Annotated in this window: 21 protein-coding genes; 9 read left to right on the top strand and 12 right to left on the bottom strand. The window is 68.0% G+C overall.

Translation table 11 applies throughout. The features are described 5' to 3' along the window. Positions 1-157: 157 nt before the first annotated feature. Positions 158-1,999, bottom strand: a complete 1,842-nt coding sequence (locus JNO53_RS04905; protein ID WP_203108268.1) for an ABC transporter transmembrane domain-containing protein — start codon at positions 1,997-1,999, stop codon at positions 158-160. A gap of 166 nt (positions 2,000-2,165) precedes the next feature. Here JNO53_RS04905 and JNO53_RS04900 point away from each other — a divergent pair, with 166 nt between their 5' ends. Further along, positions 2,166-3,413: a polyhydroxyalkanoate depolymerase gene (locus tag JNO53_RS04900; RefSeq protein WP_203108266.1), complete on the top strand. Its 1,248-nt coding sequence runs from the start codon at positions 2,166-2,168 to the stop codon at positions 3,411-3,413. 162 nt (positions 3,414-3,575) lie between these two features. Here JNO53_RS04900 and JNO53_RS04895 read toward each other — a convergent pair whose 3' ends face one another. The 6 genes from JNO53_RS04895 to JNO53_RS04870 form a co-directional block, all read right to left on the bottom strand. Then, positions 3,576-4,172, bottom strand: coding sequence for a DUF4126 domain-containing protein (locus JNO53_RS04895; protein ID WP_203108264.1), 597 nt, complete (start codon positions 4,170-4,172; stop codon positions 3,576-3,578). A gap of 51 nt (positions 4,173-4,223) precedes the next feature. After that, the gene (locus tag JNO53_RS04890; RefSeq protein ID WP_203108262.1) at positions 4,224-4,868 is read right to left on the bottom strand and encodes a hypothetical protein; all 645 of its coding nucleotides are present in this window, start codon (positions 4,866-4,868) and stop codon (positions 4,224-4,226) included. Between the two features lie 69 nt (positions 4,869-4,937). Continuing rightward, the gene (locus JNO53_RS04885) at positions 4,938-6,119 is read right to left on the bottom strand and encodes an acetyl-CoA C-acyltransferase (RefSeq protein WP_203108260.1); all 1,182 of its coding nucleotides are present in this window, start codon (positions 6,117-6,119) and stop codon (positions 4,938-4,940) included. A gap of 117 nt (positions 6,120-6,236) precedes the next feature. Next, on the bottom strand, positions 6,237-6,686 hold the full coding sequence (locus tag JNO53_RS04880; protein ID WP_203108258.1) for a MaoC/PaaZ C-terminal domain-containing protein: 450 nt from the start codon (positions 6,684-6,686) through the stop codon (positions 6,237-6,239). Between the two features lie 61 nt (positions 6,687-6,747). Beyond that, positions 6,748-8,145: a DUF5935 domain-containing protein gene (locus JNO53_RS04875; protein WP_203108256.1), complete on the bottom strand. Its 1,398-nt coding sequence runs from the start codon at positions 8,143-8,145 to the stop codon at positions 6,748-6,750. Then, a complete protein-coding gene (locus tag JNO53_RS04870; RefSeq protein ID WP_203108254.1) occupies positions 8,138-8,287 on the bottom strand; it encodes a hypothetical protein in 150 nt (49 codons plus the stop codon). Before JNO53_RS04870 ends, JNO53_RS04875 begins: the two co-directional genes overlap by 8 nt. 91 nt (positions 8,288-8,378) lie before the next feature. On the opposite strand from JNO53_RS04870, the gene JNO53_RS04865 reads away from it, so the two are divergent. From JNO53_RS04865 to JNO53_RS04850, 4 genes are all read left to right on the top strand, one after another. Next, positions 8,379-9,608 carry a TIGR04063 family PEP-CTERM/XrtA system glycosyltransferase gene (locus JNO53_RS04865; protein WP_203108252.1) on the top strand — a complete coding sequence of 410 codons (1,230 nt, stop codon included), beginning with the start codon at positions 8,379-8,381 and terminating at the stop codon, positions 9,606-9,608. 34 nt (positions 9,609-9,642) lie between these two features. Next, a complete protein-coding gene (locus JNO53_RS04860; RefSeq protein ID WP_203108250.1) occupies positions 9,643-11,232 on the top strand; it encodes a hypothetical protein in 1,590 nt (529 codons plus the stop codon). Between the two features lie 196 nt (positions 11,233-11,428). Beyond that, the gene (gene gltB / locus JNO53_RS04855) at positions 11,429-16,069 is read left to right on the top strand and encodes a glutamate synthase large subunit (RefSeq protein WP_203108248.1); all 4,641 of its coding nucleotides are present in this window, start codon (positions 11,429-11,431) and stop codon (positions 16,067-16,069) included. Positions 16,070-16,193: 124 nt separating this feature from the next. After that, positions 16,194-17,630, top strand: coding sequence for a glutamate synthase subunit beta (locus JNO53_RS04850; protein WP_203108246.1), 1,437 nt, complete (start codon positions 16,194-16,196; stop codon positions 17,628-17,630). 7 nt (positions 17,631-17,637) lie between these two features. On the opposite strand, the gene ung is transcribed toward JNO53_RS04850, so the two are convergent. Continuing rightward, positions 17,638-18,321 (bottom strand): uracil-DNA glycosylase, encoded by a 684-nt coding sequence (gene ung / locus JNO53_RS04845; protein WP_203108244.1) that lies wholly within the window; start codon positions 18,319-18,321, stop codon positions 17,638-17,640. An 81-nt stretch (positions 18,322-18,402) separates the two neighbouring features. Between ung and JNO53_RS04840 the strand changes: the two genes are divergently transcribed. Genes JNO53_RS04840 through JNO53_RS04830 form a run of 3 tightly spaced genes read left to right on the top strand, consistent with a single transcriptional unit; the run spans position 18,403 to position 20,261 of the window. After that, the gene (locus tag JNO53_RS04840; protein ID WP_203108242.1) at positions 18,403-19,020 is read left to right on the top strand and encodes a ribonuclease D; all 618 of its coding nucleotides are present in this window, start codon (positions 18,403-18,405) and stop codon (positions 19,018-19,020) included. 24 nt (positions 19,021-19,044) lie between these two features. Then, positions 19,045-19,713, top strand: coding sequence for an LPS export ABC transporter periplasmic protein LptC (locus JNO53_RS04835; RefSeq protein WP_203108240.1), 669 nt, complete (start codon positions 19,045-19,047; stop codon positions 19,711-19,713). Next, the gene (locus tag JNO53_RS04830; RefSeq protein ID WP_203108238.1) at positions 19,710-20,261 is read left to right on the top strand and encodes an LptA/OstA family protein; all 552 of its coding nucleotides are present in this window, start codon (positions 19,710-19,712) and stop codon (positions 20,259-20,261) included. Before JNO53_RS04835 ends, JNO53_RS04830 begins: the two co-directional genes overlap by 4 nt. Before the next feature lie 9 nt (positions 20,262-20,270). On the opposite strand, the gene holA is transcribed toward JNO53_RS04830, so the two are convergent. The 4 genes from holA to JNO53_RS04810 are packed head-to-tail and all read right to left on the bottom strand — an operon-like array spanning position 20,271 to position 24,793. Further along, the gene (holA, locus tag JNO53_RS04825) at positions 20,271-21,314 is read right to left on the bottom strand and encodes a DNA polymerase III subunit delta (protein WP_203108236.1); all 1,044 of its coding nucleotides are present in this window, start codon (positions 21,312-21,314) and stop codon (positions 20,271-20,273) included. After that, positions 21,311-21,802: an LPS assembly lipoprotein LptE gene (gene lptE / locus JNO53_RS04820; protein ID WP_338015300.1), complete on the bottom strand. Its 492-nt coding sequence runs from the start codon at positions 21,800-21,802 to the stop codon at positions 21,311-21,313. The genes holA and lptE overlap by 4 nt, the downstream gene beginning before the upstream one ends. Beyond that, positions 21,799-24,318, bottom strand: a complete 2,520-nt coding sequence (leuS, locus tag JNO53_RS04815; protein WP_203108234.1) for a leucine--tRNA ligase — start codon at positions 24,316-24,318, stop codon at positions 21,799-21,801. Before leuS ends, lptE begins: the two co-directional genes overlap by 4 nt. A gap of 25 nt (positions 24,319-24,343) precedes the next feature. After that, complete coding sequence (locus tag JNO53_RS04810; RefSeq protein ID WP_203108232.1) at positions 24,344-24,793, bottom strand: DUF3576 domain-containing protein; 450 nt, start codon at positions 24,791-24,793, stop codon at positions 24,344-24,346. Between the two features lie 339 nt (positions 24,794-25,132). Here JNO53_RS04810 and JNO53_RS04805 point away from each other — a divergent pair, with 339 nt between their 5' ends. Beyond that, a complete protein-coding gene (locus tag JNO53_RS04805; protein ID WP_238401650.1) occupies positions 25,133-25,888 on the top strand; it encodes a hypothetical protein in 756 nt (251 codons plus the stop codon). Positions 25,889-25,962 lie beyond the last annotated feature (74 nt).

The raw sequence follows: 25,962 nt of genomic DNA, 5'->3' as shown, positions 1-25,962 counted from the left end.
GGAATACTCCCGGAAATTTCAGTCAGCCCCAAGGATGCAGAGATCCTCTGCCCCCAGCATAGGCGACGGCGCGCCCGGCGCGTCGCCGTTCGTCGGTTTCAGTTGCAACTTCATAGATTGTCCAGCCTGTGTCTGGGCTGAACGCATGGCCATCGGTTCAGGCGGCTTCGCTGGGGGCGAACTGGAGTGCAGCGAGTCGGCTGTAGAGCCCGCCCGCTTCGGCAAGCTGGGCATGCGTGCCCTGCTCCACGATCCGCCCCTCGTCCATCACCACGATCCGGTCGGCCGCGCGAACGGTGGCAAGGCGGTGCGCGATGACGAGCGTCGTGCGCTGCGCCATCAGCCGGTCGAGCGCCTGCTGCACCAGCCGCTCGCTCTCCGCGTCGAGCGCACTGGTCGCTTCGTCGAGCAACAGGATCGGCGCATCGCGCAACAGCGCGCGGGCGATGGCGAGGCGCTGCTGCTGCCCGCCGGACAGCCGCGTGCCGCTCTCGCCGAGATAAGTGTCGAGCCCCTCGGGAAGCTCGCGCAGGAACCGCTCGGCATTGGCCGCGCGGGCCGCTTCCCAGATATCCTCGTCGCTCGCATCCCAGGCACCGTAGCGCAGGTTGTCGCGCGCATTGGCCGAGAACAGCACGCCGTCCTGCGGGACGAGCGCGATGCGCTTGCGAACCTCCGCCGGATCGGCACTGGTGAGTGGGATCCCGTCGAGCCGGATCGTGCCCGCTTGCGGATCGTAGAACCGCTCGGCGAGCTGGAACACGGTCGACTTGCCCGCACCCGAGGGGCCGACCAGCGCGACCGTTTCGCCGGGCTCGATCTCGAGCGTGAATTCCTTGAGCGCCGGGGTCTCGAGCCGCGTCGGATAGCGGAAGGAGACGCCGCGGAACGAAAGGCTGCCGCGCGGCGGCTCGGGCAGCGCGAGCGGGCGCGCCGGAGGGGCGATCGCAGGCTTTTCCTCCAGCAATTCCTCGAGCCGGCTGGCCGCGCCCGCGCCGCGCAGGAGCTCGCCGTAGACTTCGGTGAGCGCGCCGAAGGCTCCCGCCACCAGAATGCCGGTGATGACGAAGGCGGCGATCGTGCCGCCGCTGATCTCACCGCTCGTCACCGCGATCGCGCCGCGCCACATGACCAGCGTGATCGCGCCGAAGACGACGAAGATGATCGTCGCCGTCATCACCGCGCGCAGCAGGATGCGGCGTTTCGCAGTGGCGAACGTGCGTTCGACTGCGACGGCAAAGCGCTCGCCCTCGCGCCTTTCCTGATTGAACGCCTGGACGATCTTCATCGCCGCGAGCACTTCCGCGACCATCGCCCCGACGTCGGCGATCCGGTCCTGGCTCGAGCGCGAGACGTTGCGGATGCGGCGGCCGAAGAACATGATCGGCAGGATCACGACCGGAATGCCGATCACCAGCCCCACGGTGAGCTGCGGGGCGAGCCAGAACAGATAGGCCGTGCCGCCCACGGCCATCAGCGCGTTGCGCAGCGCGGTCGAGATCGTCGTGCCGACCACCTGCTCGATCAGCGCGGTGTCGGCCGTCATCCGGCTCGCGATCTCCTTCGGGCTGTTCTCCTCGTAGAAGCCCGGTGCGAGGCGCAGCAGGTTGTTCTGCACTTTCAAGCGGATATCGGCGACCACCCGCTCCCCGAGCCAGCTCACGAAATAGAACCGCAGCGCGGTTCCGATCGCGAGCACGCCGACGATCATCAGCAAGTACTGGAACCAGCGGGCCACGTCGCCCGGGTCGCCCTGCGCAAAGCCGCGGTCGATGATGAGCTTGAAGCCGTTCGGAATCGCCAGTGTCGCCGCGGCGGTGACGATCAGCGCAACCAGCGCCATCGCGACCCGGCCCGGATAGTTCGCCGCCTCGCGAAAGATCATCTTCAGCGGGCCGAGCGTGCGCGCCGGCTTCGCCTCGCCCTCGATCGCCGCGCTCCGGCGGAAAAAGCCCCGGCGCGCGGGCGGCGCGTCGGGCTGGGGGGTGTCCGCGTCCATGCCAGGGCAGGTAGCGATGCAGCGCGGCAAAATCCACTCATCCCGCGCGGGACCGGCACGAATCCGCAAATGATGCATTGCACAATTGGCCGCGACCCGTCACTGTGCAGTGCACAACGACGACGGAAAGCGTCCATGAAGAGACGCCCGGCAAGGAACCCGCGACTTGCTTTATCACGCCTACGAACTGCAGCGCGCCTGGCTCAGCGGCGCGAGCGCGCTCGCCTCGATCGGCGCCGAGGCGCTTTCGAGCCCCTATCTGCCGGCGAGCTATCTGGGCGCCGGCCAGATCGGCGCCAGTGCGCTCGAGGTCTTCGCCCACGCCACCGCGCCGCGCGACAAGCCGGCGTTCGGGATCGAGTTCGTGGAGATCGCCGGCGAACCGCGCGCGGTGGAGGAAGCCACCGTCGTCAACCGCCCGTTCGGCGATCTCAAGCGCTTCACCCGCGAAGGGCTGCCCGAAGGCGCGCCCAAGCTGCTGATCGTCGCGCCGATGAGCGGGCACTATGCTACCCTGCTGCGCGGCACCGTGCGGCGGATGGTCGAGAGCTGCGAGGTCTATGTGACCGACTGGGCCGACGCGAAGACGGTGCCGCTGTCGGAAGGCCGCTTCGACCTCGACGACTACATCGACTACCTGATCGAGTTCCTCGAACACATCGGGCCCCAGAAAGACGGATCGGGCACGCACATGATGGCGGTGTGCCAGCCATCGGTGCCCGCGCTCGCAGCTACCGCGATCATGGGGGCGCAGGAGCATCCCTGCCGCCCCGCGACGCTGACCATGATGGGCGGGCCGATCGATACGCGCGAGAGCCCGACCTCGGTCAACGACGTCGCCATGGACCGCCCGATCGAATGGTTCCGCAACACGGTGATCGCCACCGTGCCGATGCAGCACCGCGGCGCGGGGCGGCGGGTCTATCCGGGCTTCCTTCAGCTCGCAGGGTTCATGAGCATGAATCTCGGCCAGCACATCCTCAGCCACTACGAGATGTTCAAGCATCTCACGGTGGGCGACGAGGATAGCGCGCAGGCGACCAAGGATTTCTACGACGAATACCGCTCGGTCTGCGACATGACCGCCGAATTCTACCTCCAGACAGTGGAGGAGGTATTCCAGAAGCATTCGCTGGCGACCGGTACCTTCACCCACCGCGGCGCGCCGGTCGATCTAGGGGCGATCCGCGACACCGCGCTGCTCGCGATCGAAGGCGAGCGGGACGACATTTCCGGCATCGGGCAGACGAAAGCCGCGCTTACGCTCGCTACGGGCCTTGCGAAGACCAGGAAGCAATACCAGCTCGCCGAGGGCGCCGGCCACTACGGCATCTTCAACGGCAGCCGCTGGCGCACGAAGATCGCGCCCGCGGTCGAGGCTTTCATGGCGAAGCACCGCGGAGCGACGGCCTGAGCCAAGATCCTCCCCATTTTGCGTCAGCCAAATGGGGAGGGGGACCGCGAGGCGCGCAAGCGGCTCGTGGTGGAGGGGGCCTCGCGCCGCGCTTGCCCCTCCGTCAGCCGCCTTCGGCGTCTGCCACCTCCCCATTTGCGCTACGCGAAAATGGGGGAGGATCTAACCCGTCCTGTCCCTCTGGCCGAAGAACCGCCGCACCATCCGGCGCGCCAGCAGCAGGAGCCACACGGTCAGTGCCAGCAGCACCAGCGCGATCGCGCCGGCCACGTAGGGATACTCGTACGCCGCCCAGAGCAGGCCCGCGGTCGCGACGTCCTCCACGGTCGACACGGCGATGTTGGAGACGGGCTCGGGGCTGGTGTTGACCACGCCGCGCGCGCCGGCCTTCCCGGCATGTGCCGCGAAAGCCGCGCTGCCGCCCAGGAGGAAGGCGATCACCTGGGTCGCCGGGTCGGACGGATCGACGATCGCCAGCGCCAGCAGCGCGCCGCCAACGGGGCGGACGAAGGTGTGCACCGCGTCCCACACCGAATCGAGCCACATGATCTTGTCGGCAAAGAACTCGCACAGCGCAGCCACCGCCGCGATACCCATGACCCACGGGTTTTCGAGCACGGCGAGACTCGCCAGATGCTCGGGCACCGGGATCGCGTCGAGCCGCATGGCGAGCCCGGTGGCGAAGACGCACAGGTAGAGGCGCCATCCGGCAAGCAGACTGACGCTGCCTGCGATGCCGATGATCTCCATCACGCCCATCGCACTCTCCTTCGCCGCGAGAATGCGCCGCAAACGGAGGCACGGCAAGCGCTAGCGTGCGTTGCCCACCACCCGCATCTCGTCGGCGCCGCAGCGGAAGTCTTCCGCGCGCGTGTCGGCGATTTCGCGCGCGACGCGGTTCGCGCCCGGCGTTTCACCGCCGATCTGCGCCACGCGGCAGCCCGGTTCGCCCGCCTGTCCGATCTTCTCGATTCCGATCACCGTGCGGCCCTCGCTTTGCGGGGCGACGTCGCGGTAGCGGAAGATCACCGCGAACGGCGTCCCGTCCTTCATTCGCCATTCGAGCCCCTCCCCGAGTTCGTTGAAGGCGCCGATGGTCGTGAATTCCTCGCCGTCGATGCCTGCATCGATATCGAGCCGCCCGTCGCCGAGATGGACGAAGATCGGGACATCCCCGCGGCCGGGGCACGCATAGTCGGCGCTCGCGCCCTCGCTCGATTCGCCGGTTAGACGGCAGGCTTCGAGGTCGAACGCGGTATAGGCGGACGAGTAGCCGTCCGCGCGGGCGGGTTCTTCGGCTGCAGGATCGGGCGCTCGCTCCGCGGCGGGGGTTCCGGCGTCCCGCGCAGCAGGCGAGGGCGGCGCCTCCACCGGCTCACGCTCCGGGGCTTCCTGCGAGCACCCGGCGAGCGGCAGCACGGCTGCAAGCCATAGCCAAACGAAAGGGCGGCGCATGCGGTTCTCCTTCGGCAAGACGCACGAAGAAGAACGCATGAACCGCCCGCCCGTTCAAATGCGGATGAATCAGAGGACTTCGAACATCCCCGCCGCGCCCATGCCGCCGCCCACGCACATCGTCACGACGACATATTTCGCGCCGCGCCGCTTGCCTTCGATCAGCGCGTGGCCGACGCAGCGCGCGCCGGTCATGCCATAGGGATGGCCGATCGAAATCGAGCCGCCGTTGACGTTGAGCAGTTCGTTCGGAATGCCCAGCTTGTCGCGGCAATAAAGCACCTGGACCGCGAACGCTTCGTTGAGTTCCCACAGGCCGACGTCCTCGAGCTTGATGCCGGTGCGCTCGAGCAGCTTGGGGATCGCGAAGATCGGGCCGATGCCCATCTCGTCGGGCTCGGTACCCGCGACCGCCATGCCGACATAGCGGCCGAGCGGGGTGAGGCCGCGCTTCTCGGCGAGCCTGGCTTCCATCAGTACGCTGGCCGAGGAGCCGTCGCTGAGCTGGCTGGCGTTGCCCGCGGTGATCGTGGTGCCCGGGCCCATGACCGGCTGCAGGGCGGCGAGGCCTTCTAGCGTGGTCTCGGGCCGGTTGCCTTCGTCCTTGGCGATGGTGACTTCGCGGTCGGAAACCTCGCCGGTTTCCTTGTTCGTCACCTTCATCGTCGTGGTGACCGGCACGATCTCGCCGTCGAACTTGCCAGCGGCCTGCGCCGCAGCCGTGCGCTGCTGCGATTGCAGGGCGTATTCGTCCTGCGCCTCGCGAGTGATGCCGTAGCGCTGGGCGACCGTCTCCGCGGTCTGCAGCATCGGCATGTAGATCGCGCCGTGCATGTTGATGAGTTCGGGATCGGGCATCACGCGCATTTCCTTGGTCTGCACGAGGCTGATCGATTCCTGCCCGCCGGCGGCGACGACGTCCATGTTGTCGATGATGATCTGCTTGGCCGCCGTGGCGATCGACATCAGGCCGGACGAGCACTGGCGGTCGATCGTCATGCCCGAGGTGCCGATCGGGCACCCGGCACGCAGCGCGACCTGGCGCGCGAGATTGCCCGCCTGCGTGCCCTGCTGGAGCGCCGAGCCCCAGAGCACATCGTCGATCTCACCCGGCTCGATCCCGGCGCGCTCGATGGCGGGCGCAAGCGAATAGGAGCCGAGCGTGGCGCCCCTGGTGTCGTTGAACCCGCCCTTGTAGGCGCGGCCGATGGCAGTGCGGGCGGTGGATACGATGACTGCGTCGCGTGACATGGAAACAAACTCCTTCGAAAATCAGATCCGCCCTTCGGAGAGCGGATCGGGAAAGGCCTCGCACCACCGGTAGCGGCACCCGCCGCCGCCTTCCCTCCCCAAATGGGGGGTGCTCGTTCAGACGAAAAGCTGCGTGATCCACTCGGCGATGAGGGCAGGCTTCTCCTCGCCTTCGATCTCGATCGTGATCTCGTGCGTCTGCTGCCACTGGCCCGGGCGCTTCTCGACCATTTCGATCAGCTTCCAGTGCCCGCGGATGCGCTTGCCCGAGCGGACCGGGTTGATGAAGCGCGTCTTGTTGCCGCCGTAGTTGACGCCCATCTTCACGCCCTCGGGCCGCGGCAGGTCCGACTTGGCGCCAAGATAAGGGATCATCGACAGCGTCAGGAAGCCGTGGGCGATCGTGCCGCCGAAGGGCGTCATCTTCGCCTTTTCCTCGTCGACATGGATGAACTGGTGATCGCCCGTCGCTTCGGCGAACTGGTTGATCCGCTCCTGGCTCATTTCGACCCATTCGCTGGTGCCGATCTGCTGGCCGACCTTTTCTGCGATTTCCTGCGGGGTCACTGCGCCTCTCCTTTGCCGCGAGTCTGACTAGAAACCGCGGCTTCATGACGCATCGCCGGAGCTAGCGCAACGCGCCCGCGCCTGCCGCTACGGCATCGCCGCCGGAGATCGGCGGGGCCTGCGGCCGACGGACGCGGCGGGCCTCCCGGGCCCGCGAATCGAGCCGTTTGCAATAGGACCAGAGGCCGATCTGGAGGCCGATCAGCATGAGCACGAACGGCTGATAGGCGATGCCCTGGAACAGCGATCCGACGAGGTAGATGATCTGCGCCACCTGCAAGGCGCTGGCGAGCGGCGCCTGCCATTGCTCTGCCGCGCCGGTCCGGCCGCGCCACCGGCGACGGATTCGCTCCATCTGCCACAGGCCGAGCGCGTGGATCCAGAGCCACAGCCCAAGGCCAGGCCAGCCCTGCTCGCCCAGCATCTCGAATATCGCGGAGTGGTAGGCCCGCGCCTTGTCGACGACGTCCTTGTATTCGATCGCGGTCGTGCCGCGCTGCTCGACGAGGACCGGCAGCTTGTAGGTGAAGCTGTTGCCGCGATAGGCATCGAACCCGCCGCCGAAGGGATTCTCCTTCGCGTAATCGTATGTCCAGCGCCACACTGCGACGCGGGTGGAGGCGGACTGATTCTGGTCGTGTGTGCCGATCGTCGCCATGCGCTCGTAGTAACTCTGCGGCAGGAACGGCAGCGCCATCAGCCCCAGCGCGGCGCCCGCGACGATGTAGGTAAAGCGCCGCTTGACGTCGCGCAGCGAGATCACGGCCAGTACGGCAAGGCACAGGAGGCCGGTGCGCGCCTCCGTCCCAACCGGGATGAGCAGGCAGGCGAAGATCAGCGCGTAGCCGAACGCCTTCACCCGCCAGTCGGGAGGGAACACGGTGCCGTGGCGCGTGAACCAGACGATCAGCGGTATGATCGCGATCGCCACCGTCGCCAGCGTCGAGCTTTCGTACATCCCGCTGTTGTCGTTGACGAAGAAATAGAGCGAGGCATAGCCGCCGCCGCCCAGCGCGGTCTTCATCCCTGCGCTGATGATGATCGCGCCTGCGGTCAGCACCATGATCAGCGCGACGCCTTCGATGCGCAGGCGCGTGGTAAGCGTGAACGGCAGGAAGATCGCGAAGACCAGCGCCTTCCACACCCAGTCCCACTTCACCTGCGCCTCGACCGGGAAATCGGCTATCTGCGTGGTCCAGAAGCAGTAGAGCAGCAGCACCGCCAACAGGAACTGGCGGAAAGTGAAGCCCAGGTCCTTCTTGCTGTCGGTCAGCAGCCATCCGGCGAAGGCGGCGCAGAAGGCGATCAGCGAGATCGGCAGCGCCGAGGTGATCGACCAGCCGATCTTCTGCGGCGCGAGGATGTCGATGTAGCAGTAGGCAAGCACCCAGAGGAACGGGCGGCGCAGGCCGACCACGAGGAACGCCATGACGAAGCAGAACAGCGCGAGGTCAAGCATCGGGCGCCTGCCCGCTGTCGCCGCTGTCGCCGCGCGCCTCCTCGAGAGCCGGATCGCGGTCGGTCGCGTCGCGCCCCGCGAGCCGCAGCAGTGCGATCGCGATCAGCGCGTGGATCAAACCGAGGGCGAAGTAGTCGATCAAACCGGAAAAGTGCTTTCGATTGGCGCGTCGAGGCCGACTAGCACCCGGCGGTTGACGCGCCGTTAAGGTTGCCGTGGCACCACGCGGCGCGATGACCCGGGTGCTGCACGTCCTAGACCACTCGCTGCCGCTGCACAGCGGCTACACCTTCCGCACGCGCGCAATCCTGAAGAGCCAGGAAGCCGCGGGGCTGGAGGTGCGCGGCGTGACCGGCCTGCGCCATGCGGCGGACGGCCCGCCCGTGGAGACGGTGGACGGGCTCACCTTCCACCGCGCGTCCGGTTCGGCATCGGGGCCGGCTGGCCTGCGCGAATGGCGCGAGATCGCGCGTTTCGCGGAATCGATCGAGCGAGTCGCGCGCGAATGGCGGCCCGACGTGCTCCACGCGCACTCCCCCGCTTTGTGCGGCGCCGCGGCGATGAAGGTCGCGCGCCGCCATGGCATTCCCCTGGTCTACGAGATCCGCGCTTTCTGGGAGGACGCGGCGGTCGGCAACGGCACCGGGCGCGAAGGCTCGCTCAAGTACCGGCTGACACGCGCACTGGAGAACCGCGTGGTCGCGGGGGCGGACGCAGTGTTCACGATCTGCTGGGGGTTGAAGGACGATCTCGTCGTGCGCGGCTTCGCGCCGGGCAAGATTGGCCTCTCCCCCAATGGCGTCGATCTGTCGCTGTTCGGCGAACCCGTCGCTCGCGACGAGGCGCTGGTCCAGGAGCTGGATCTCGGGAGCGGCCCTGTGATCGGCTTCATCGGCAGCTTCTACGACTACGAAGGGCTGGACGATCTGATCGCCGCCATGCCCCTTCTGCGCGCCGAGATACCGGGTGCGCAGCTTCTTCTGGTCGGGGGCGGACCGATGGACGATGCGCTGCGCGCGCAAGCCCACGCGAGCCCCGCTGGCGAGGCGATTCGCTTTACCGGGCGGGTGCCGCACCAAGTGGTCGAGCGATACTATTCGCTGATCGACGTGCTCGCCTATCCGCGCAAGCGCAGCCGCCTGACGGACCTCGTGACGCCGCTCAAGCCGCTCGAGGCCATGGCGCAGCACAGGCTCGTCGCGGCGTCCGACGTCGGCGGTCACCGGGAGCTGATCCCGGACGGGAAGACCGGCGCCCTGTTCGCCGCCGACGATCCGGCCGCCTGCGCCGCCACGCTGGCCAACCTCCTGCGGAACCGCGGCGCTTGGGATGCAATGCGCGCGCAGGCGCGGGCTCACGTGGCGGAACACCATGACTGGGCGCGCAACGTTCGTCGTTATCAAGACGTTTACCATCGCCTGTTAGCCCCCATGCCGAATGGGGCCGTGCCCGCCGCCGCATAAGGCGCGCATCGCCCGCGCAACGGGGAAGAACGAAGTGGCAGCCACGCACATCGGCACGATCGCCAGCAAGCCGCCCATCAGCCAGCATCCGGCGTTTCCCGCCATCGTGGCGCTATGGTTCGCCGCGCTGCTCGGCATCGGCAGCCTCGTCCTGCCCGTGGCCCTGTTCGAGAGTCTCGTAATCGCGACGGGCCTGCACACGGTCGTTTCGGCCGCGGAACCGCCGCTGGGGGTTGCCGCCCGCATCCTGATCGCGCTGGTCGGTGCGGGCCTCGGCGCCCTCGCCGGGCTCTACATCGCGCGCAAGGTCGCTGCCGCTCAGGCTGCGCCGCGCTTCGTACCTGTATCCGTGCGACGCGAGCCGAAAAGCGCCGAGCCCGCGAAGCGTCCGATCTCGGCGCACGAGGAACTCGGTGCCGACGGCTTCGACGAGCCGGTCGAGGATTTGCGTTCCGCGCCGATCCCCGGGCGCCGCCGCGCGCTTTCGCTGACCGAGGAAAGCGGGCCGAGTGAACTGCTCGACTACGCGCCCCTGCCGGGTGCGGATGCCGAGATCGTGATGCTCGCCGAGGAAGAACCGCCAGCGCTGGAAGACGAGGCGCTCGATCTCACGGCGTTTGCGGACCACTCGCCCGAACCGGTCGAGGAACCCGAAACCGCGGAAGCACCTGTGCACCGAATCGAAGACCCTGTGGTCGCGTCGACGCCGGTCGCAGCCGAGCCGACGCGTCCCTTCGACGTGCCATCCGCCTTCGCCGCGCCGGAAATCGACCCGATCGACGTGCCGCTCGGCGCGGAAACGCCCGTCGATGCCCTGCGCGACGAATTTGACCCCGCGGCAACGCCCGCACCGTTCGGCCACCCGTTGATGGCCACTGACGGCGAAGCAGGCGAGCCATCGCCGGCGCCCGCTGGCGGGCCCATCGGCGCGGAAGACCGGCCACTGCGCGAACTGTCCATCGCCGAGCTCGTCGATCGATTCGCGATCTCGCTCCAGCGTGCGGCCGAACGGGCCCAGACGGAACTTCCTCCCGTCGAGATGCCGGCCCGCTACGTGCCCGACCTCGGTGTGGAGGCGGAGGAAGCGCCGCGCCTCGAGCCGAAGCCTGCGCCGAAACCGGTGTCGTCGGCCGAAGGCGCAGCACCGGCGGAAGCGATTCCCGCCGCGCTGCGCCCGCTCGCGCTGGACGACGATTTCATCGACGAGGAGCAGGACGATCTCGCGCTCACCTTGTCGCTGACGCCTGAGACGCGTCCGTTCGCCGCGCCCCCGTCCGACCCCGGGGAGGACGAGAGCGACGACTCGCCTGTCGACGGTACCTACAGCTCGCTGCTCAGCATCCGGCGGCCGGAACGCGAGCGCGAGTTCGTGCGCATCGAAGACGATCCGGAGGACGGTGAAAACGAAGCGTTCGAGCCGGTCGTGGTCTTTCCCGGACAGGAGGAGCGCCGTGTCGCGCCGGCGGCGTCGCCGCTCATGGCGCTGGAGCGCCCCTTCGACGCGCCTCGCGGCGTGCGCGCCGCGCCGCCGGCAGGCGAGTTGCCGCCAGTCGATCAGGCACAGGCCGAACGCGCCCTGCGCGAGGCCCTGCACAAGCTTCAGCGCCTCAGCGGCACCGCCTGAGGCCCCGGGGCGCTTTTGCGCGCGCAAGAATTACTAATACCTATGCGCTGCCTTCGCAGTTGCAAAAATCCGTTCGTATCGTCATGAAGCGCCTTCGCGATAATTTTCGTGCGCGATTGCGCGCCACGGAAAGCGCTTCATTGCCGGAGCGTGGGGGAGGCACGCGCTTCGGCACCTGACATGACGAGGTTTCTGGATGGGATTTCCCACGCCGACAGGTCTGTATGATCCACGCAACGAACACGATTCGTGCGGTGTCGGTTTCGTAGCGCACATCAGAGGCCAGAAAAGCCACGCGATCGTTGCGCAGGCGCTCGAGATTCTCGCCAACCTCGACCACCGCGGCGCCGTCGGCGCCGACCCGCTGCTGGGCGACGGCGCGGGCATCCTGCTGCAGGTTCCCGATCCATTGCTGCGCGACTGGGCGGCGGAGGCAGGCTACGACCTGCCGGCCGCCGGGGACTATGCCGTCGCGCAATGCTTCCTGCCGCAGGACGAGGCGGCACGCACCTTCGTCGCCGAACAACTCGAAAAGTTCGTCGCCAAGGAAGGTCAGCGGCTCGTCGGCTGGCGCGACGTGCCGGTCACGCTCGACGGGCTCGGCAAGGCGGTGATCGAATCGATGCCGGTCATGCGGCAGTGCGTGGTCGCGCGCGGCGACAACTGCGCCGATCGCGACGCGTTCGAGCGCAAGCTGATCGTCATCCGCAAGCAGACGCTGAATCCGCTGCGCAAGCTGGCCGAGAAGCACGGCCTGCCCGGACTGACCGAAACTTACATCCCGAGCTTCTCCAGCCGCACGATCGTCTACAAGGGCCTGCTGCTCGCGAATCAGGTCGGCAGTTTCTACGACGATCTGCGCGATCCGCGCTGCGTCTCCGCGCTCGGCCTCGTGCACCAGCGCTTCTCGACCAACACTTTCCCGAGCTGGCGGCTCGCGCACCCCTACCGCTTCATGGCGCACAACGGCGAGATCAACACCGTCCGCGGCAACGTGAACTGGATGGAAGCGCGCCGGCGGACGATGGAGAGCGAGCTGCTCGGCGCCGATCTCGACAAGATGTGGCCGCTGATCCCGCACGGCCAGTCGGATACCGCTTGCCTCGACAACGCGCTCGAACTGCTGCTCGCGGGCGGATACAGCCTCGCCCACGCGATGATGATGCTCATGCCCGAAGCATGGGCGAAGAACCCGCTGATGGATCCGGCGCGGCGCGCGTTCTACGAATATCACGCTGCGCTGATGGAACCCTGGGACGGGCCCGCCGCTGTCGCCTTCACCGACGGGCGCCAGATCGGCGCGACGCTCGACCGCAATGGCCTCCGGCCCGCGCGCTACTGCGTGACCAAGGACGATCTCGTCTGCCTCGCCTCGGAAAGCGGCGTGCTGCCGTTCGCGGAAGCCGACATCGTGCGCAAGTGGCGGCTCCAGCCGGGCAAGATGCTGCTGATCGATCTCGAACAGGGCCGCATCGTCGAGGATGCCGAGCTCAAAGCCGAGCTCGCCGCCGCGCACCCCTACGAGAAGTGGCTGGCGCAGACGCAGTACAAGCTCGAGGACCTCGACACGATCGAGCCCGAGCTGGCCGCGATCCCCGATCATACGACGGCGCTGCTCGAACGCCAGCAGGCCTTCGGGTACACGCAGGAGGATATCGGACGCTTCCTCGAGCCCATGGCGCTGACCGGCGACGACCCGATCGGCTCGATGGGCACCGACACGCCGCTCGCCGTGCTGAGCCAGCGGCCGCGCCTGCTCTACGATTACTTCAAGCAGAACTTCGCCCAGGTGACCAACCCGCCGATCGATCCGATCCGCGAGGAGCTGGTCATGAGCCTGCTGTCGATGGTCGGCCCGCGCCCCAACCTGCTCGGGCGCGACGCGGGCACACACAAGCGGCTCGAGGTCAGCCAGCCGATCCTGACCAACGAGGATCTGGCCAAGATCCGCTCTGTCGAGGCCGCGCTCGACGGCGCCTTCCGCACCCACACGCTGGACATTTCCTGGGATGCACACAGCGGCGCAGACGGGCTCGAAATGGCCCTCAAGGAGCTCTGCTGGGCCGCGACCGAGGCCGTTCTGCTCGATCACAACATCCTGATCCTGTCGGACCGTGCACAGGGCCCGGATCGCATCCCCATCCCGGCCTTGCTCGCCACCGCGGCGGTCCACCACCACCTCGTGCGCCAAGGTCTCAGAATGCAGACCGGCCTGGTGGTCGAGACCGGCGAAGCGCGCGAGGTGCATCACTACTGCGTGCTCGCCGGGTATGGCGCGGAGGCGATCAACCCCTACGTCGCGTTCGAGACGATCGAGGCCCTGCGCGCCGAGCGTTTCCCCGAGATCGCGCCGGCCGACGCGCGAAAGAACTACATCAAGGCCATCGGCAAGGGCATGCTCAAGGTCATGTCCAAGATGGGCATCTCGACCTACCAGTCCTATTGCGGGGCGCAGATCTTCGATGCGGTCGGTCTGTCGAGCGCCTTCATCGAGAAGTACTTCACCGGCACGGCGACGACGATCGAAGGCATCGGCCTTGCCGAAGTGGCGGAAGAGGCGGTCCGCCGCCACGCGCTCGCGCACGGCGACAATCCGCTCTACCGCGGCATGCTCGACGCGGGCGGCATCTACCAGTACCGTCTGCGCGGCGAGGACCACGCCTGGACGCCGGGCAGCGTCGCCAGCCTGCAGCACGCGGTGCGCGGCAACTCGCGGGAGCGCTACGAGGACTTCGCGCGCGAAATCAACGAGCAGTCCGAACGGCTGCTGACGATCCGCGGGCTGATGGACCTGAAGCCGGCCGAGACGCCGGTGCCGATCGACGAGGTCGAGCCGGCAAGCGAGATCGTCAAGCGCTTCAGCACCGGCGCGATGAGCTTCGGTTCGATCAGCCGCGAAGCGCACACCACGCTCGCGATCGCGATGAACCGCATCGGCGGCCGCTCGAACACCGGCGAAGGCGGCGAGGAACCCGATCGCTTCACGCCGCTGGACAACGGCGATTCGATGCGCAGCCGCATCAAGCAGGTCGCCTCGGGCCGTTTCGGCGTGACGACCGAGTACCTGGTCAATTCCGACGACATCCAGATCAAGATGGCCCAGGGCGCCAAGCCCGGCGAGGGCGGTCAGCTCCCCGGCCACAAGGTCGACAAGACGATCGGTGCGGTGCGCCACTCGACCCCGGGTGTCGGCCTGATCAGCCCGCCGCCGCATCACGATATTTATTCGATCGAGGATCTGGCGCAGCTCATCCACGATCTCAAGAACGTGCAGCCGAGCGCGCGCATCTCGGTCAAGCTGGTGAGCGAAGTCGGCGTCGGCACGGTCGCCGCGGGCGTGTCCAAGAGCAAGGCCGACCACGTCACCATCTCGGGTTACGAAGGCGGCACCGGCGCATCGCCGCTGACCAGCCTGACGCATGCCGGATCGCCGTGGGAAATCGGCTTGGCCGAAACGCAGCAGACGCTGCTGCTCAACGACCTTCGCAGCCGCATCGCGGTGCAGGTCGACGGCGGCCTGCGCACCGGGCGCGACGTGGCGATCGGCGCGCTGCTCGGCGCCGACGAGTTCGGCTTCGCCACTGCGCCGCTGATCGCGGCGGGCTGCATCATGATGCGCAAGTGCCACCTCAACACCTGCCCGGTCGGCGTGGCGACGCAGGATCCGGTGTTGAGGAAGCGCTTCACCGGCACCCCCGAGCATGTGATCAACTACTTCTTCTTCGTCGCCGAGGAACTGCGCCAGATCATGGCCGAGATGGGCTTCCGTACGATCGAGGAGATGATCGGCCGGGTGGACCGGATCGACACGCGCCGGGTCGAGCGCCACTGGAAGGCGCACGGCGTCGATCTGTCCCGCGTGCTCCAGGTGGCCGCCCCCCAGGGCAGCGGCGCACTGCATCACACCCAGGTGCAGGAGCACGGCCTCGCCGCCGCGATGGACAACGAGGTGATCGAAGCTTGCCGCGCCGCGATCGACAGCGGGGCCCCGATCCAGATCGAGCGCGAGATCCGCAACGTCAACCGCACCTTCGGCGCGATGCTGTCGGGCGAGGTTGCCCGCCGCCACGGGCATGCCGGCCTCAAGCCCGAGACGATTCGCATCAACCTGACCGGTGTCGCCGGCCAGAGCTTCGGCGCGTGGCTGGCACACGGGGTTACGCTGGACCTGACGGGCGATGCGAACGACTACGTCGGCAAGGGCCTGTCGGGCGGCCGCATCGTCGTGCGCCAGCCGGCCCACGTGGCACGCGATCCGGGCGAGAACATCATCGTCGGCAACACCGTGCTCTATGGCGCGATCTCGGGCGAGGCCTACTTCGCCGGCGTCGCGGGCGAGCGTTTCGCGGTGCGCAATTCGGGCGCAGTCGCGGTGGTCGAGGGCACGGGCGACCATGGCTGCGAATACATGACTGGCGGCGTCGTCTGCGTGCTCGGCCGCACCGGGCGCAACTTCGCCGCGGGAATGAGCGGGGGCGTCGCTTACGTCTACGACGAGGACGGCGACTTCGAGCACTTGTGCAATCCGGCGCAGGTCGATCTGCTGCCGGTATCGGCCGCGCCCGACGCCGAGGAAGGCACGGGCCGCCCGCAGCAGCGCGCACGCTCGGTCCACGACCTCGGCATGGGCGACATGCTGCGCCACGACGCAGAGCGCCTGCGCATCCTGGTCGAGCGGCACAAGCTGCACACGGGTTCGGCCAAGGCCGCCGCGCTGCTCGAGAACTGGGACGCGGCGCTGACGCGCTTCGTCAAGGTCATGCCGCGCGACTATGCCCGCGCGCTCGAACAGCTCGAGAGCGAGCGGATCGAGGCCGAAAGCGTGGCGGCGGAGTGACTTTTCATTTTCTTTTCGTCATCCCCGCGAAGGCGGGGATCCAGATACCGTCCGTCGATATCGGCGGCGTCGACTGGACCCCTGCCTGCGCAGGGGTGACGGCCAAATCGGAGACTTGACCGTCATGGGCAAGGAAACAGGCTTCCTCGAATTCGAGCGCGAGGATCGCGGCTATGCCGATCCCGCCGAGCGCCTCGCGCATTACAAGGAATTCGTCGTCCCCCTGCCGGACGACAAGCTGCGCAACCAGGCGGCGCGCTGCATGAACTGCGGAATTCCGTACTGTCACACCGGCTGCCCGGTGAACAACCTGATCCCGGACTGGAACCATCTCGTCTACGAAGCGGACTGGAAGCGCGCGCTCGACACGCTCCATTCGACCAACAATTTCCCCGAGTTCACCGGCCGCGTCTGCCCGGCCCCGTGCGAAGCGGCCTGCACGCTGAACATCGTCGACACCCCGGTGACGATCAAGTCGATCGAATGCGCGATCGTCGACCGCGGCTGGCAGGAAGGCTGGATCAAGCCGCAGATCGCGGAAAAGCCGACCGGCAAATCGGTCGCGGTGATCGGATCGGGCCCGGCCGGTCTCGCCTGCGCTCAGCAGCTCGCCCGCGCGGGCCATGCAGTCACGGTGTTCGAGAAGGCCGACCGGATCGGCGGCCTGCTGCGCTATGGCATTCCCGACTTCAAGATGGAGAAGCACCTCATCAACCGCCGTGCGGTGCAGATGGAGGCCGAAGGGGTCCAGTTCCGCACCAACAGCGAAGTCGGCGTCGAGGTTTCGTTCAGCGCGCTGAAGGAGAATTTCGACGCCATCGTGCTGGCCGGGGGCGCGGAGAAGGCGCGCCAGCTCGACATTCCGGGCGCCGAGCTTCCGGGCGTGCGGCTGGCGATGGAATTCCTGACCCAGCAGAACAAGCGCAACGCGGGCGACGACGAAGTGCGCGCCGCCCCGCGCGGCTCGCTGACGGCGACGGGCAAGCACGTGATCGTGATCGGCGGCGGCGACACCGGCAGCGACTGTGTCGGCACCTCCAACCGCCAGGGCGCCGCAAGCGTGACCCAGCTCGAGATCATGCCCAAGCCGCCGGAGAAGGAAGACAAGGCGCTGACCTGGCCCGACTGGCCGCTCAAGCTGCGCACGTCCTCCAGCCACCAGGAAGGCGTGGACCGCGACTGGGCCGTGCTGGCGAAGCGCGTGGTTGCCGAGAACGGCGAAGTCGCCGGCCTCGAATGCGTGCGCGTCGAATGGCGTGACGGACGCATGCACGAGGTCGAAGGCAGCGAATTCACGCTGCGGGCCGACCTGATCCTGCTCGCGATGGGCTTCACCGGCCCCAAGCGCCGCGGTCTGCTCGACCGCGCGGGCGTCGAACTGGACGGACGCGGCAATGTCGCCGCCGACACGCGGAGCTACGCCACGAGCGAGCCGAACGTCTTCTCCTGCGGCGACATGCGCCGCGGGCAAAGCCTCGTCGTCTGGGCGATCCGCGAAGGCCGCCAGGCTGCCCGGGCCGTCGACGAAGCGCTGATGGGCACGAGCGAACTGCCGCGCTAGGGCGCGTCTAAACCCGCCAGTTGATCGCGCCGCGGCCCTGCGCCTCGAGGAAGGCGTTGGCCTTGCTGAAGGGGCGCGAGCCGAAGAAGCCGCGGTGGGCGGAGAGTGGGCTCGGGTGCGGCGAGCGCAGCACGAGATGTCGGTCGCTCTGCGCGAGTTCGGGAATGCGCGCGGCCTTCCCTTGCGCGTGGCTACCCCAGAGGATGAACACGCTCGGCTCGGGCCGCGCGGCGACCGCCGCGACGCAGGCATCGGTGATCGTCTCCCACCCCTTGCCGGCATGGCTGCCCGCGCGCCCCGCCTCCACGGTCAGCGAATTGTTGAGCAGGAGCACGCCCTGCCGCGCCCAGGCGCTCAGATCGCCGTGCCCCGGTGGGGGCAGGCCGAGATCGCTTTCCAGTTCCTTGTAGATGTTGACCAGGCTCGGCGGCACACGGACGCCTTCGGGCACGGCGAAGCACAGGCCCATCGCCTGATCCGGCCCGTGGTAGGGATCCTGTCCGAGGATCACGACTTTCACGTCCTCCAGCGGCGTCAGGTCGAGCGCGGCGAGGCGCGTGCCGCGCGGGGGGTAGATCGTCCGCCCGGCAGCTTCCTCGGCGCGAAGCCAGCCGCCCAGCCGCCTCGCTTCGGGGGCGGCAAGGACCGGATCGAGCACCGGCCGCCAGCTCTGGGGTAGAGTGTCGCTCATGGGCGGCAGGATAGGCGGCGCGCGCGCCGCGTTCCAGCAGCCCTTTCCCTCAATCCCCAATGCGCCTAAGAGCCGCGCCTTATGGCAGTGCATTTTCACGAAGAAGACCTGCCCGCCGGCGTTCTCGCCGACGGGCCGATCGCGGTCGACACCGAAACGATGGGTCTCGTCACGCCGCGCGACCGGCTCTGCGTCGTCCAGCTCAGCGACGGCCACGGCGACGAGCACCTCGTGCGCTTCCGCGTCGGCAGCCCTTACGATGCGCCCAACCTCAAGGCCGTGCTCGCCGACCCTGCGCGGCTCAAGCTCTACCACTTCGCGCGCTTCGACCTCGCGGCGATCGAACATTATCTTGGCGTCACTGCCGCGCCGGTCTTCTGCACCAAGATCGCGAGCAAGCTGACACGGACCTATACCGACCGGCACGGGCTCAAGAACCTGGTTCAGGAACTGCTCGGCGGCGAGATCTCGAAGGCACAGCAGAGCTCCGACTGGGGCGCACCCGAGATCACCGAGGCACAGCGCGAATACGCGGCGTCCGACGTGCGCTTCCTCCACCGCATGCACGCCATCTTCGTCGAGCGGCTCGCGCGCGAGGGTCGCACCGAGATAGCCCAGGCCTGCTTCGATTTCCTGCCCACTCGCGCACGGCTCGACCTTGCCGGATGGGCCGAGAACGATATTTTCAGCCACGCGTAGTCCTTCACAGGGTAGACGCAGATCATGGTGACGAAGCGGCGCATCGAGACGCAGGAGGCAGCCCGGCTGAGGAGCGAGCGGCAGCACTTCGCCGCGCCCGGCGGGTCGCACGACCGGCTCGTCGCGTTTCTCGCCAAAGTCCTGCCGATGGGTATAGGCGTGGTCGCGGCCCTGATGGTGATCACGCCGCTCAGCCCGCGCGGCGAGGTCAGCTTCCTGCTGGATCGCAACGAAGTCGCCATGATCGACGAGCGCCTGCGCGTCGACAACGCGATGTACCGCGGGCAGGACGACAAGGGACGGCCGTTCTCGCTGACCGCCGGCGAGGCCGTGCAGCGGTCGAGCGCGGAAGGAATCGTGCGAATGAACGACCTCGTCGCCCGGATCGCACTGCCCGAGGGCCCGGCCCGGCTCGGCGCGCAGGCCGGCGCCTACGATATCGACGAGGAAGTCGTGTCCGTTTTCGGCCCGGTCCGCCTGACCGCGGCGGACGGCTATCGCATGGTCGCGCGCGGGGTTTCGGTCGATCTCGCGGCGAAGCGCATGGTCGGGCGCGGCGGGGTCGAAGGGGAGATCCCGGCCGGCACGTTCTCCGCCGACCGCCTGATCGCCGACATGACCGAACGCACGGTCACGCTTGACGGCAACGCCCGCCTGCGGATGATTCCGGGCGAACTGAGGATGCCCTCATGACATCGCACCTTTCCACCGCGTCGCACATTTCCACCGCATTGCGTTGGGCCATCGCCGGCTTCGTCGGCGCCCTCGCCGTGTTCGCGGGCATGCAGATCAACGCCCAGGCGATCGCCGGGCACAATTCGAACGCGCCGGTCAACTACGCCGCCGACCGGATCGAGTTGCAGGACCGGCAGAACCGCGTCGTCCTGTCGGGCAACGTCGACATCACCCAGGCCGACCTGCGCCTGCGCGCCGCGCGTACGCTGGTCAACTACAGCGACGCAGGTTCGCTGAGCATCCAGCGCATCACCGCGACGGGCGGTGTGCGGGTGACACGCGGGAGCGAATCTGCGACCGGCGACGTCGCGGTCTACGACTTCAACCGCCGGATCATCACGATGGCCGGCAACGTCCGCCTGCGCCGCGGCACCGACACGCTCAACGGCGGGCGGCTGGTGATCGACCTGCGGACCGGCGTGTCGAGCGTCGACGGAAGCGCCTCGGGCACATCGACCACGTCGGACGGGCGCGTATCGGGCACCTTCCAGGTTCCCGAAAACTAGGCTGCCTCACTATCGGATTCGACACCGCCGGGCCGCGGCGCGGCGGGCGATTTCGGCAAGACCCTGCGACAGCAGCAGTTCGGCCGACTGGCTGTTGGCGAGCAGCGCGCGGTGGAGCGCCACCAGCTTGGCCACCAGCCGGTCGAGCTCGCGCCCGCGCCAGTGCTTGAGCTGGGCGGCAATGTCGCGCTCGTCCTTCCAGAAGATACGGCGAGCGCGTTTCTCCGCCTCCAGCGCCGCCGCCACGTTGCCGCGCGGCCCGATCTTCGCCGCGATCTGCGCGAGCTGGGCCGCGCGCCGCTCGATCGCGAGCAGCACGCCGACCGGGTTGAGCGACAATTCACGCAGCCGGTGAAGCTCGGCCGGGATCTTGCGCGTCTCGCCCGCGAGCACTGCGTTGACTAGGGGCATGAAGCCGTCTTCCTCGCTCGAGGCACCGATGGCGTCGAGCGCGGCGGCATCGGCGTTCCTGGGCGCCGCCGGCGAGGCGTCGAGATAGAGCGCGAGCTTGTCCACCTCGGACTGCGCGAGCCGCACGTCGAGCCCGGCGGCACGCGCGATCCGTTCGGCAAGATCGCCGTTGAGACGCAGGCCGGCCGCATCCGCCATCCCACGCACGCTGGCGGTAACGGAGGCGAGATCGGGCGGCCAGAACATGGCCACCAGCGCGTCATCGCGCTTCTCGAGCAGCTTGGCGGTGCGGGACTTGTCGGTGGCGGAGGTGGCGACGATCAGCACCGGGCAGGCCTCGCCCGTGCCGAGCAGCAGATTGCCGATCGCGTCGAGCGCCTCGTCGCCGCTCGTGCGAACGTAAATGTGGCGCGCATCGCCGAACAGCGAGCCCGAGCGGGCCTCGTCGCCGAGGAGGACGGGATCCTTGCGTAAGGCCGCGCCCGACATCTCGATGCGTTCGCCCGGATCGTCGAGCAGTTCGACGATCCTGTCCGCCGCGGCCGCGGCGCCGGCTTCGTCGGGTCCGCAGAAGAAGAACACCCGGCACTGCTGCGCCGCCCGCCGGGCGGCAGCGGCGAAATCGCGCTGGGTCGCCTTCACCGCGCTTCGCGCAGCGTGAGCGAGAGCTGCGTCACGATACGGTCGGCGACCTCCTGCGCGAGATTCTCAAGCGCGGTCTGCTCCGCGGCGATGGTGGCATATTCGCTGGAGACGACGTCGATCCCCGCGTCCGACCCGGCGGTCGCATCGAGCAGGATCGAACCGTCGGCGGTGTCGACGAGCTGGTAGCGCGCCCGCAGCGTGCGGCGTTCGCGCCCGATCGTGTCATCGCTCAGCACGCCGAGCCCTTCGAGTCGGTCATCGAGCCGAACGTCGAGGCGGTAGCGCGGATTGGCCTCACCCGCCGCACCCAGGCGATCCTGCAGCGCGTTGCGCACCAGCCAGCCCGCACGCCCTTCGATCGGCGGCACGTCGACCGCGGCGAGCCCGCGCGCCACCGCGCCGTTCCCGCCGCCCGCATACATCGGTTGCAGCGAGCAGCCGGACAGCGCGGCCAGAGCCGCAGCGAGGGCGGCCGCACGGATCACGTGACGATGTTCACCAGCCGATCGGGCACGACGATCACCTTGCGCACGGTTGCTCCATCGATCGAACGCTGGACCTTCTCGCTCGCCAAGGCAAGCGCTTCCAGGTCTTCCTTCGCCGCGCCCTTCGGCGCGGTAAGCGTGTCGCGCAGCTTGCCCATGTGCTGGATAGCGATCGTCACCTCATCCTCGACCAGCAGCGCCGGGTCGACCGGCGGCCAGGACGCGTTCGCGATCAGGCCTTCACCCCCGATCGTGGCCCAGCCTTCCTCGGCCAGGTGCGGCATCATCGGGCTGGCCAGCAGCAGCACGGTGCGGATCGCTTCGCTGCGCGTGGCCGAAGGCTGCGCCTTTTCGATCGCGCCAGTCAGCTCGTAGAGCCGCGCGACGGCCTTGTTGAACGAGAGCGCCTCGATATCCTCGGCCACCGCGGCGATCGTCTGGTGCGTCTTGCGCAGCAGCGCCTTGTCCTCGCCGCTCGCTGCGGCGTCGTGCTGGCCGAACAACCGCCAGAGGCGCTGGACGAAGCGCCAGCAGCCCTCGATCCCGGCTTCCGACCACGGCAGGTCGCGCTCGGGCGGGCTGTCTGAGAGCATGAACCAGCGCACCGCGTCGGCACCGTATTTGGCGACGATCTCATCCGGGTCGACCGTGTTCTTCTTCGACTTGGACATCTTGATCACGCGGCCGATCGCGACCTCGCCGCCGTCGTCCTTGAGCAGCGCCCGCTCCGCCTCGCGGCTGACCTCGTTCGGCGCGTAGTAGACGGTGCGCCCGTCGATCTCGCGGCTGTAGGTCTCGTGCGTCACCATGCCTTGCGTGAACAGGCTGGCGAAAGGCTCGGCGAAGTCGAGCTGGCCGATGTGCTGCAGCGCGCGAGTCCAGAAGCGGGCGTAGAGCAGGTGCAGGATCGCATGCTCGATCCCCCCGATATACTGCTCGACCGGCAGCCACTTGGCGACTTCCTCGCGGTCGAACGGCTTGTCGGCCGGCCGGCTGGCGAAGCGCAGGAAGTACCAGCTCGAATCGACGAACGTGTCGAGCGTATCGGTCTCCCGCTCCGCTTTTCCGCCGCATTTGGGGCAGTTGACGTGCTTCCAGGTCGGATGACGCAGCAGCGGATTGCCGGGCGTCTTGAAATCGACGTCCTCGGGCAGGACGACGGGGAGCTGGTCCTTCGGCACCGGCACCACACCGCAGGCGGCGCAGTGGATGAACGGAATCGGCGTGCCCCAGTAGCGTTGGCGGGAGACACCCCAGTCGCGCAGGCGCCACACGGTCGTGCCTTGGCCCCAGTCGCCGGCCTCGGCGCGCGCGATCACCTCGCGCTTGGCCGCCTCGACTTCCATGCCGTCGAGGAACTGCGAGTTGACCAGCATGCCGTCGCCAGACTCGGCCTCGCCGGCGAAGGGCTTGTCCGCCTCTTCCGCACTCGCCGCAACGACGCGCGGGATCGGCAGGCCGTACTTGGTCGCGAATTCGAAGTCGCGCTGGTCGTGTCCGGGCACCGCCATGATCGCGCCGGTGCCGTAGTCCATCAGCACGAAGTTCGCGATGTAGACCGGCAGGTATTCACCAGTGAACGGATGGCGCGCGCCGATGCCAGTATCGAAGCCGAGCTTCTCCGCCGTCTCGAGCTCGGCCGCGGTCGTCCCGCCGCGTTTGCAGAGTTCGACGAACTTGGCCGCATCGCAGTTGATCATCGCCACGCGCTGGGCGACCGGATGGTCGGGCGCGACGGCGACGAAGCTCGCGCCGAAGATCGTGTCGGGCCGCGTGGTATAGACCGCCAGGCTGTCCCCGTCCGACAGTTCGAACGAGAACTCCAGTCCGCGACTCCGGCCGATCCAGTTCTCCTGCATCAGACGGACTTTGTCGGGCCAGTTCTCGAGCTCGCCCAGCCCGTCGAGCAGTTCCCCGGCGAACTGCGTGATCCTGAGGAACCACTGGTTGAGCTTGCGCTTCTCGACCTCGGCGCCGGAGCGCCAGCCCTTGCCGTCGATCACCTGCTCGTTGGCGAGCACGGTCATGTCGACCGGGTCCCAGTTGACCTCGCTCTCCTTCCGATAGACCAGCCCGGCCTCGTAGAGATCGAGGAACAGCGCCTGCTCGTGCCCGTAGTAGTCGGCGTCGCAGGTCGCGAGCTCGCGGCTCCAGTCGAGCGCGAAGCCGATGCGCTTCAACTGGGCCTTCATGTTGGCGATATTGTCGCGGGTCCAACCGCCCGGGTGGACGCCTTTCTCCATCGCGGCGTTCTCGGCCGGCATGCCGAAGGCGTCCCACCCCATCGGATGCAGCACCTCGTGCCCGGTCATCCGCTTGTAGCGCGCGAGCACGTCACCCATCGTGTAGTTGCGGACATGCCCGATATGGATGCGGCCCGAGGGATAGGGAAACATCTCGAGCACGTAGCTCTTGGGCTTGGCGGAATTGCTGTCGGCTTCGAAACAGCGCGCTTCTTCCCACGCGCGCTGCCAGCGCCCGTCGGCCTGCGACGGATCGAAACGGTTCTCGGTCATGGAAACCCCGTTAGGGCGAATTGAACTAGGAAACCACCGCCTGGCGACGCAGGTCGCGCGCCTTGGTGAGGATGATGCCTTCGAGCTTCTGCACGGTCGCCGCCTGAACCGGCGCATCGACCCAGGTTCCGCCCTGCGCAACCTGGCGGCTGGCAGCGACGCGCACGGCGTCGGCGCGCAGGTCCTGGTCGAGGATCGAGACCGTCAGCTTGACGCGTTCGCCCGGGTTTTCGGGATTCGTGTACCAGTCGGTCACGATCACCCCGCCAGCACTGTCGGCCTGGAGCAGGGGTGCGAAGCTCACCGTCTCCAGCGCGGCGCGCCAGAGGTAGGAGTTGACGCCGATCGTGGTCACCTGGCTCGCGGCGAGATCCGAGGCGGGGCGGCCACCGCCGCCGCACGCCGTGAGACCGGCAAGCGCCAGCGAGACGAGCAGGCCGCGGGAAACGGTCGAGGTAAGGCGGGTCGCGTTCATATGATCGGGTCGTATCCTGTCAGTGTGCTCGTTCGTCTCTATAACCCCCACGGCGCGAGCGGCAAGCACAGCGTGGACTCCTTGTTCGGAGCCCGCGATTGACCGGCCAGCGTTTGAACCGCGCCTTAATCGCCGGGGCTGTGTGCATGGTGCAACACCTGCGCCGAATCACGGACTCCGTCCTGTGGAAAATGCTGGTCAAGGCATTGGATCGATTCTAACTTTCCTTTCGACTCTTCTGCGCCCGAGTCCCGACAGGGGATGGTGCGTGAAGAGTCAGGAACCGTTCAGGGCCGATCGGCTTGGATGGCGGGGGAACAAGGGGAAGGACGCGCTGCAATGTCTGGGTCACGCAAGATGACACGCAAGGGTGGGTTTGCGCCCACGCTGCTGTCGGCTGCGTGCCTTGCGCTCGCGATCCCTTCGGCCGGCCTGGCGCTCGTCGGGCTGGAGAATGGGGAAGCCGCCGCCCCCGCGACCGCACAGTTCGCCCCCTTCACGCCCGCATCGGTCGACCCGCAGCTCGCCCGGCGAGTCGCGCAACAGGTCGCCGCGAGCGGCCAGACGCTTCGTTTCACACCCGCCGGCCCCGCCAAGCCGCTCGACCGCACCGTGACCGTAGCCGTCCGCGTCGACGAGCAGACCGCACGCGCGATCTCGTTCCGCTCGACCCTGGCCTCGATCGCCGGGGAGCCGGGAACCGGCGCTGCGACGATCGCATCGACCCGCTACAATCTAGGCATTGCCCGCGGTTACCAGACCTTCGCCAAGGCGACCTCGCTGCCAGAGGGCGTGCGCGAGATGGACGTTCCCGATCTCGCCAGCTTCGAACCCGCCCAGGGCCGTGAGGAGGAACCAAGCCGGTTCCAGCCGCGCATTGCGTTCGAACGGGACCGCAGCGTCGGCCGCTCGCCGCGCACGCTGGAAGGGCTGGGCGATCAGTCGGTCGATCTCGGCGGCGCCTACCGCGTCACCCGCAATCTCGACGTCACCGCCGGCGTGCGGCTTTCGCAGGATCGCGACCGGCTCGCGCCGCTCACTGACATGGAGCAGGACAGCCAGGCGGTCTATGTCGGCACGCAGTTCCGCTTCTGACCGTCATCGAGGCCTGAATTCGTCTGCAAGGCCCCGCTCCGGCGGGGTTTTTCTTTTGTGTCGCGCAGCCTTCG

The organism is Altererythrobacter sp. C41, from assembly GCF_016803135.1.
In the GTDB taxonomy this organism is placed as follows: domain Bacteria; phylum Pseudomonadota; class Alphaproteobacteria; order Sphingomonadales; family Sphingomonadaceae; genus Pelagerythrobacter.
This window is presented reverse-complemented; position numbering and strand designations above follow the sequence as displayed.

Excerpts from the sequence above, each read along its gene's own strand:
- JNO53_RS04905 (WP_203108268.1), bottom strand. The coding sequence starts at position 1,999 with ATGGACGCGGACACCCCCCAGCCCGACGCGCCGCCCGCGCGCCGGGGC.
- JNO53_RS04895 (WP_203108264.1), bottom strand. The coding sequence starts at position 4,172 with ATGGGCGTGATGGAGATCATCGGCATCGCAGGCAGCGTCAGTCTGCTT.
- JNO53_RS04890 (WP_203108262.1), bottom strand. The coding sequence starts at position 4,868 with ATGCGCCGCCCTTTCGTTTGGCTATGGCTTGCAGCCGTGCTGCCGCTC.
- JNO53_RS04885 (WP_203108260.1), bottom strand. The coding sequence starts at position 6,119 with ATGTCACGCGACGCAGTCATCGTATCCACCGCCCGCACTGCCATCGGC.
- JNO53_RS04875 (WP_203108256.1), bottom strand. The coding sequence starts at position 8,145 with ATGCTTGACCTCGCGCTGTTCTGCTTCGTCATGGCGTTCCTCGTGGTC.
- JNO53_RS04865 (WP_203108252.1), top strand. The coding sequence starts at position 8,379 with ATGACCCGGGTGCTGCACGTCCTAGACCACTCGCTGCCGCTGCACAGC.
- gltB (WP_203108248.1), top strand. The coding sequence starts at position 11,429 with ATGGGATTTCCCACGCCGACAGGTCTGTATGATCCACGCAACGAACAC.
- JNO53_RS04850 (WP_203108246.1), top strand. The coding sequence starts at position 16,194 with ATGGGCAAGGAAACAGGCTTCCTCGAATTCGAGCGCGAGGATCGCGGC.
- ung (WP_203108244.1), bottom strand. The coding sequence starts at position 18,321 with ATGAGCGACACTCTACCCCAGAGCTGGCGGCCGGTGCTCGATCCGGTC.
- JNO53_RS04840 (WP_203108242.1), top strand. The coding sequence starts at position 18,403 with ATGGCAGTGCATTTTCACGAAGAAGACCTGCCCGCCGGCGTTCTCGCC.
- JNO53_RS04835 (WP_203108240.1), top strand. The coding sequence starts at position 19,045 with ATGGTGACGAAGCGGCGCATCGAGACGCAGGAGGCAGCCCGGCTGAGG.
- JNO53_RS04830 (WP_203108238.1), top strand. The coding sequence starts at position 19,710 with ATGACATCGCACCTTTCCACCGCGTCGCACATTTCCACCGCATTGCGT.
- leuS (WP_203108234.1), bottom strand. The coding sequence starts at position 24,318 with ATGACCGAGAACCGTTTCGATCCGTCGCAGGCCGACGGGCGCTGGCAG.
- JNO53_RS04810 (WP_203108232.1), bottom strand. The coding sequence starts at position 24,793 with ATGAACGCGACCCGCCTTACCTCGACCGTTTCCCGCGGCCTGCTCGTC.
- JNO53_RS04805 (WP_238401650.1), top strand. The coding sequence starts at position 25,133 with ATGTCTGGGTCACGCAAGATGACACGCAAGGGTGGGTTTGCGCCCACG.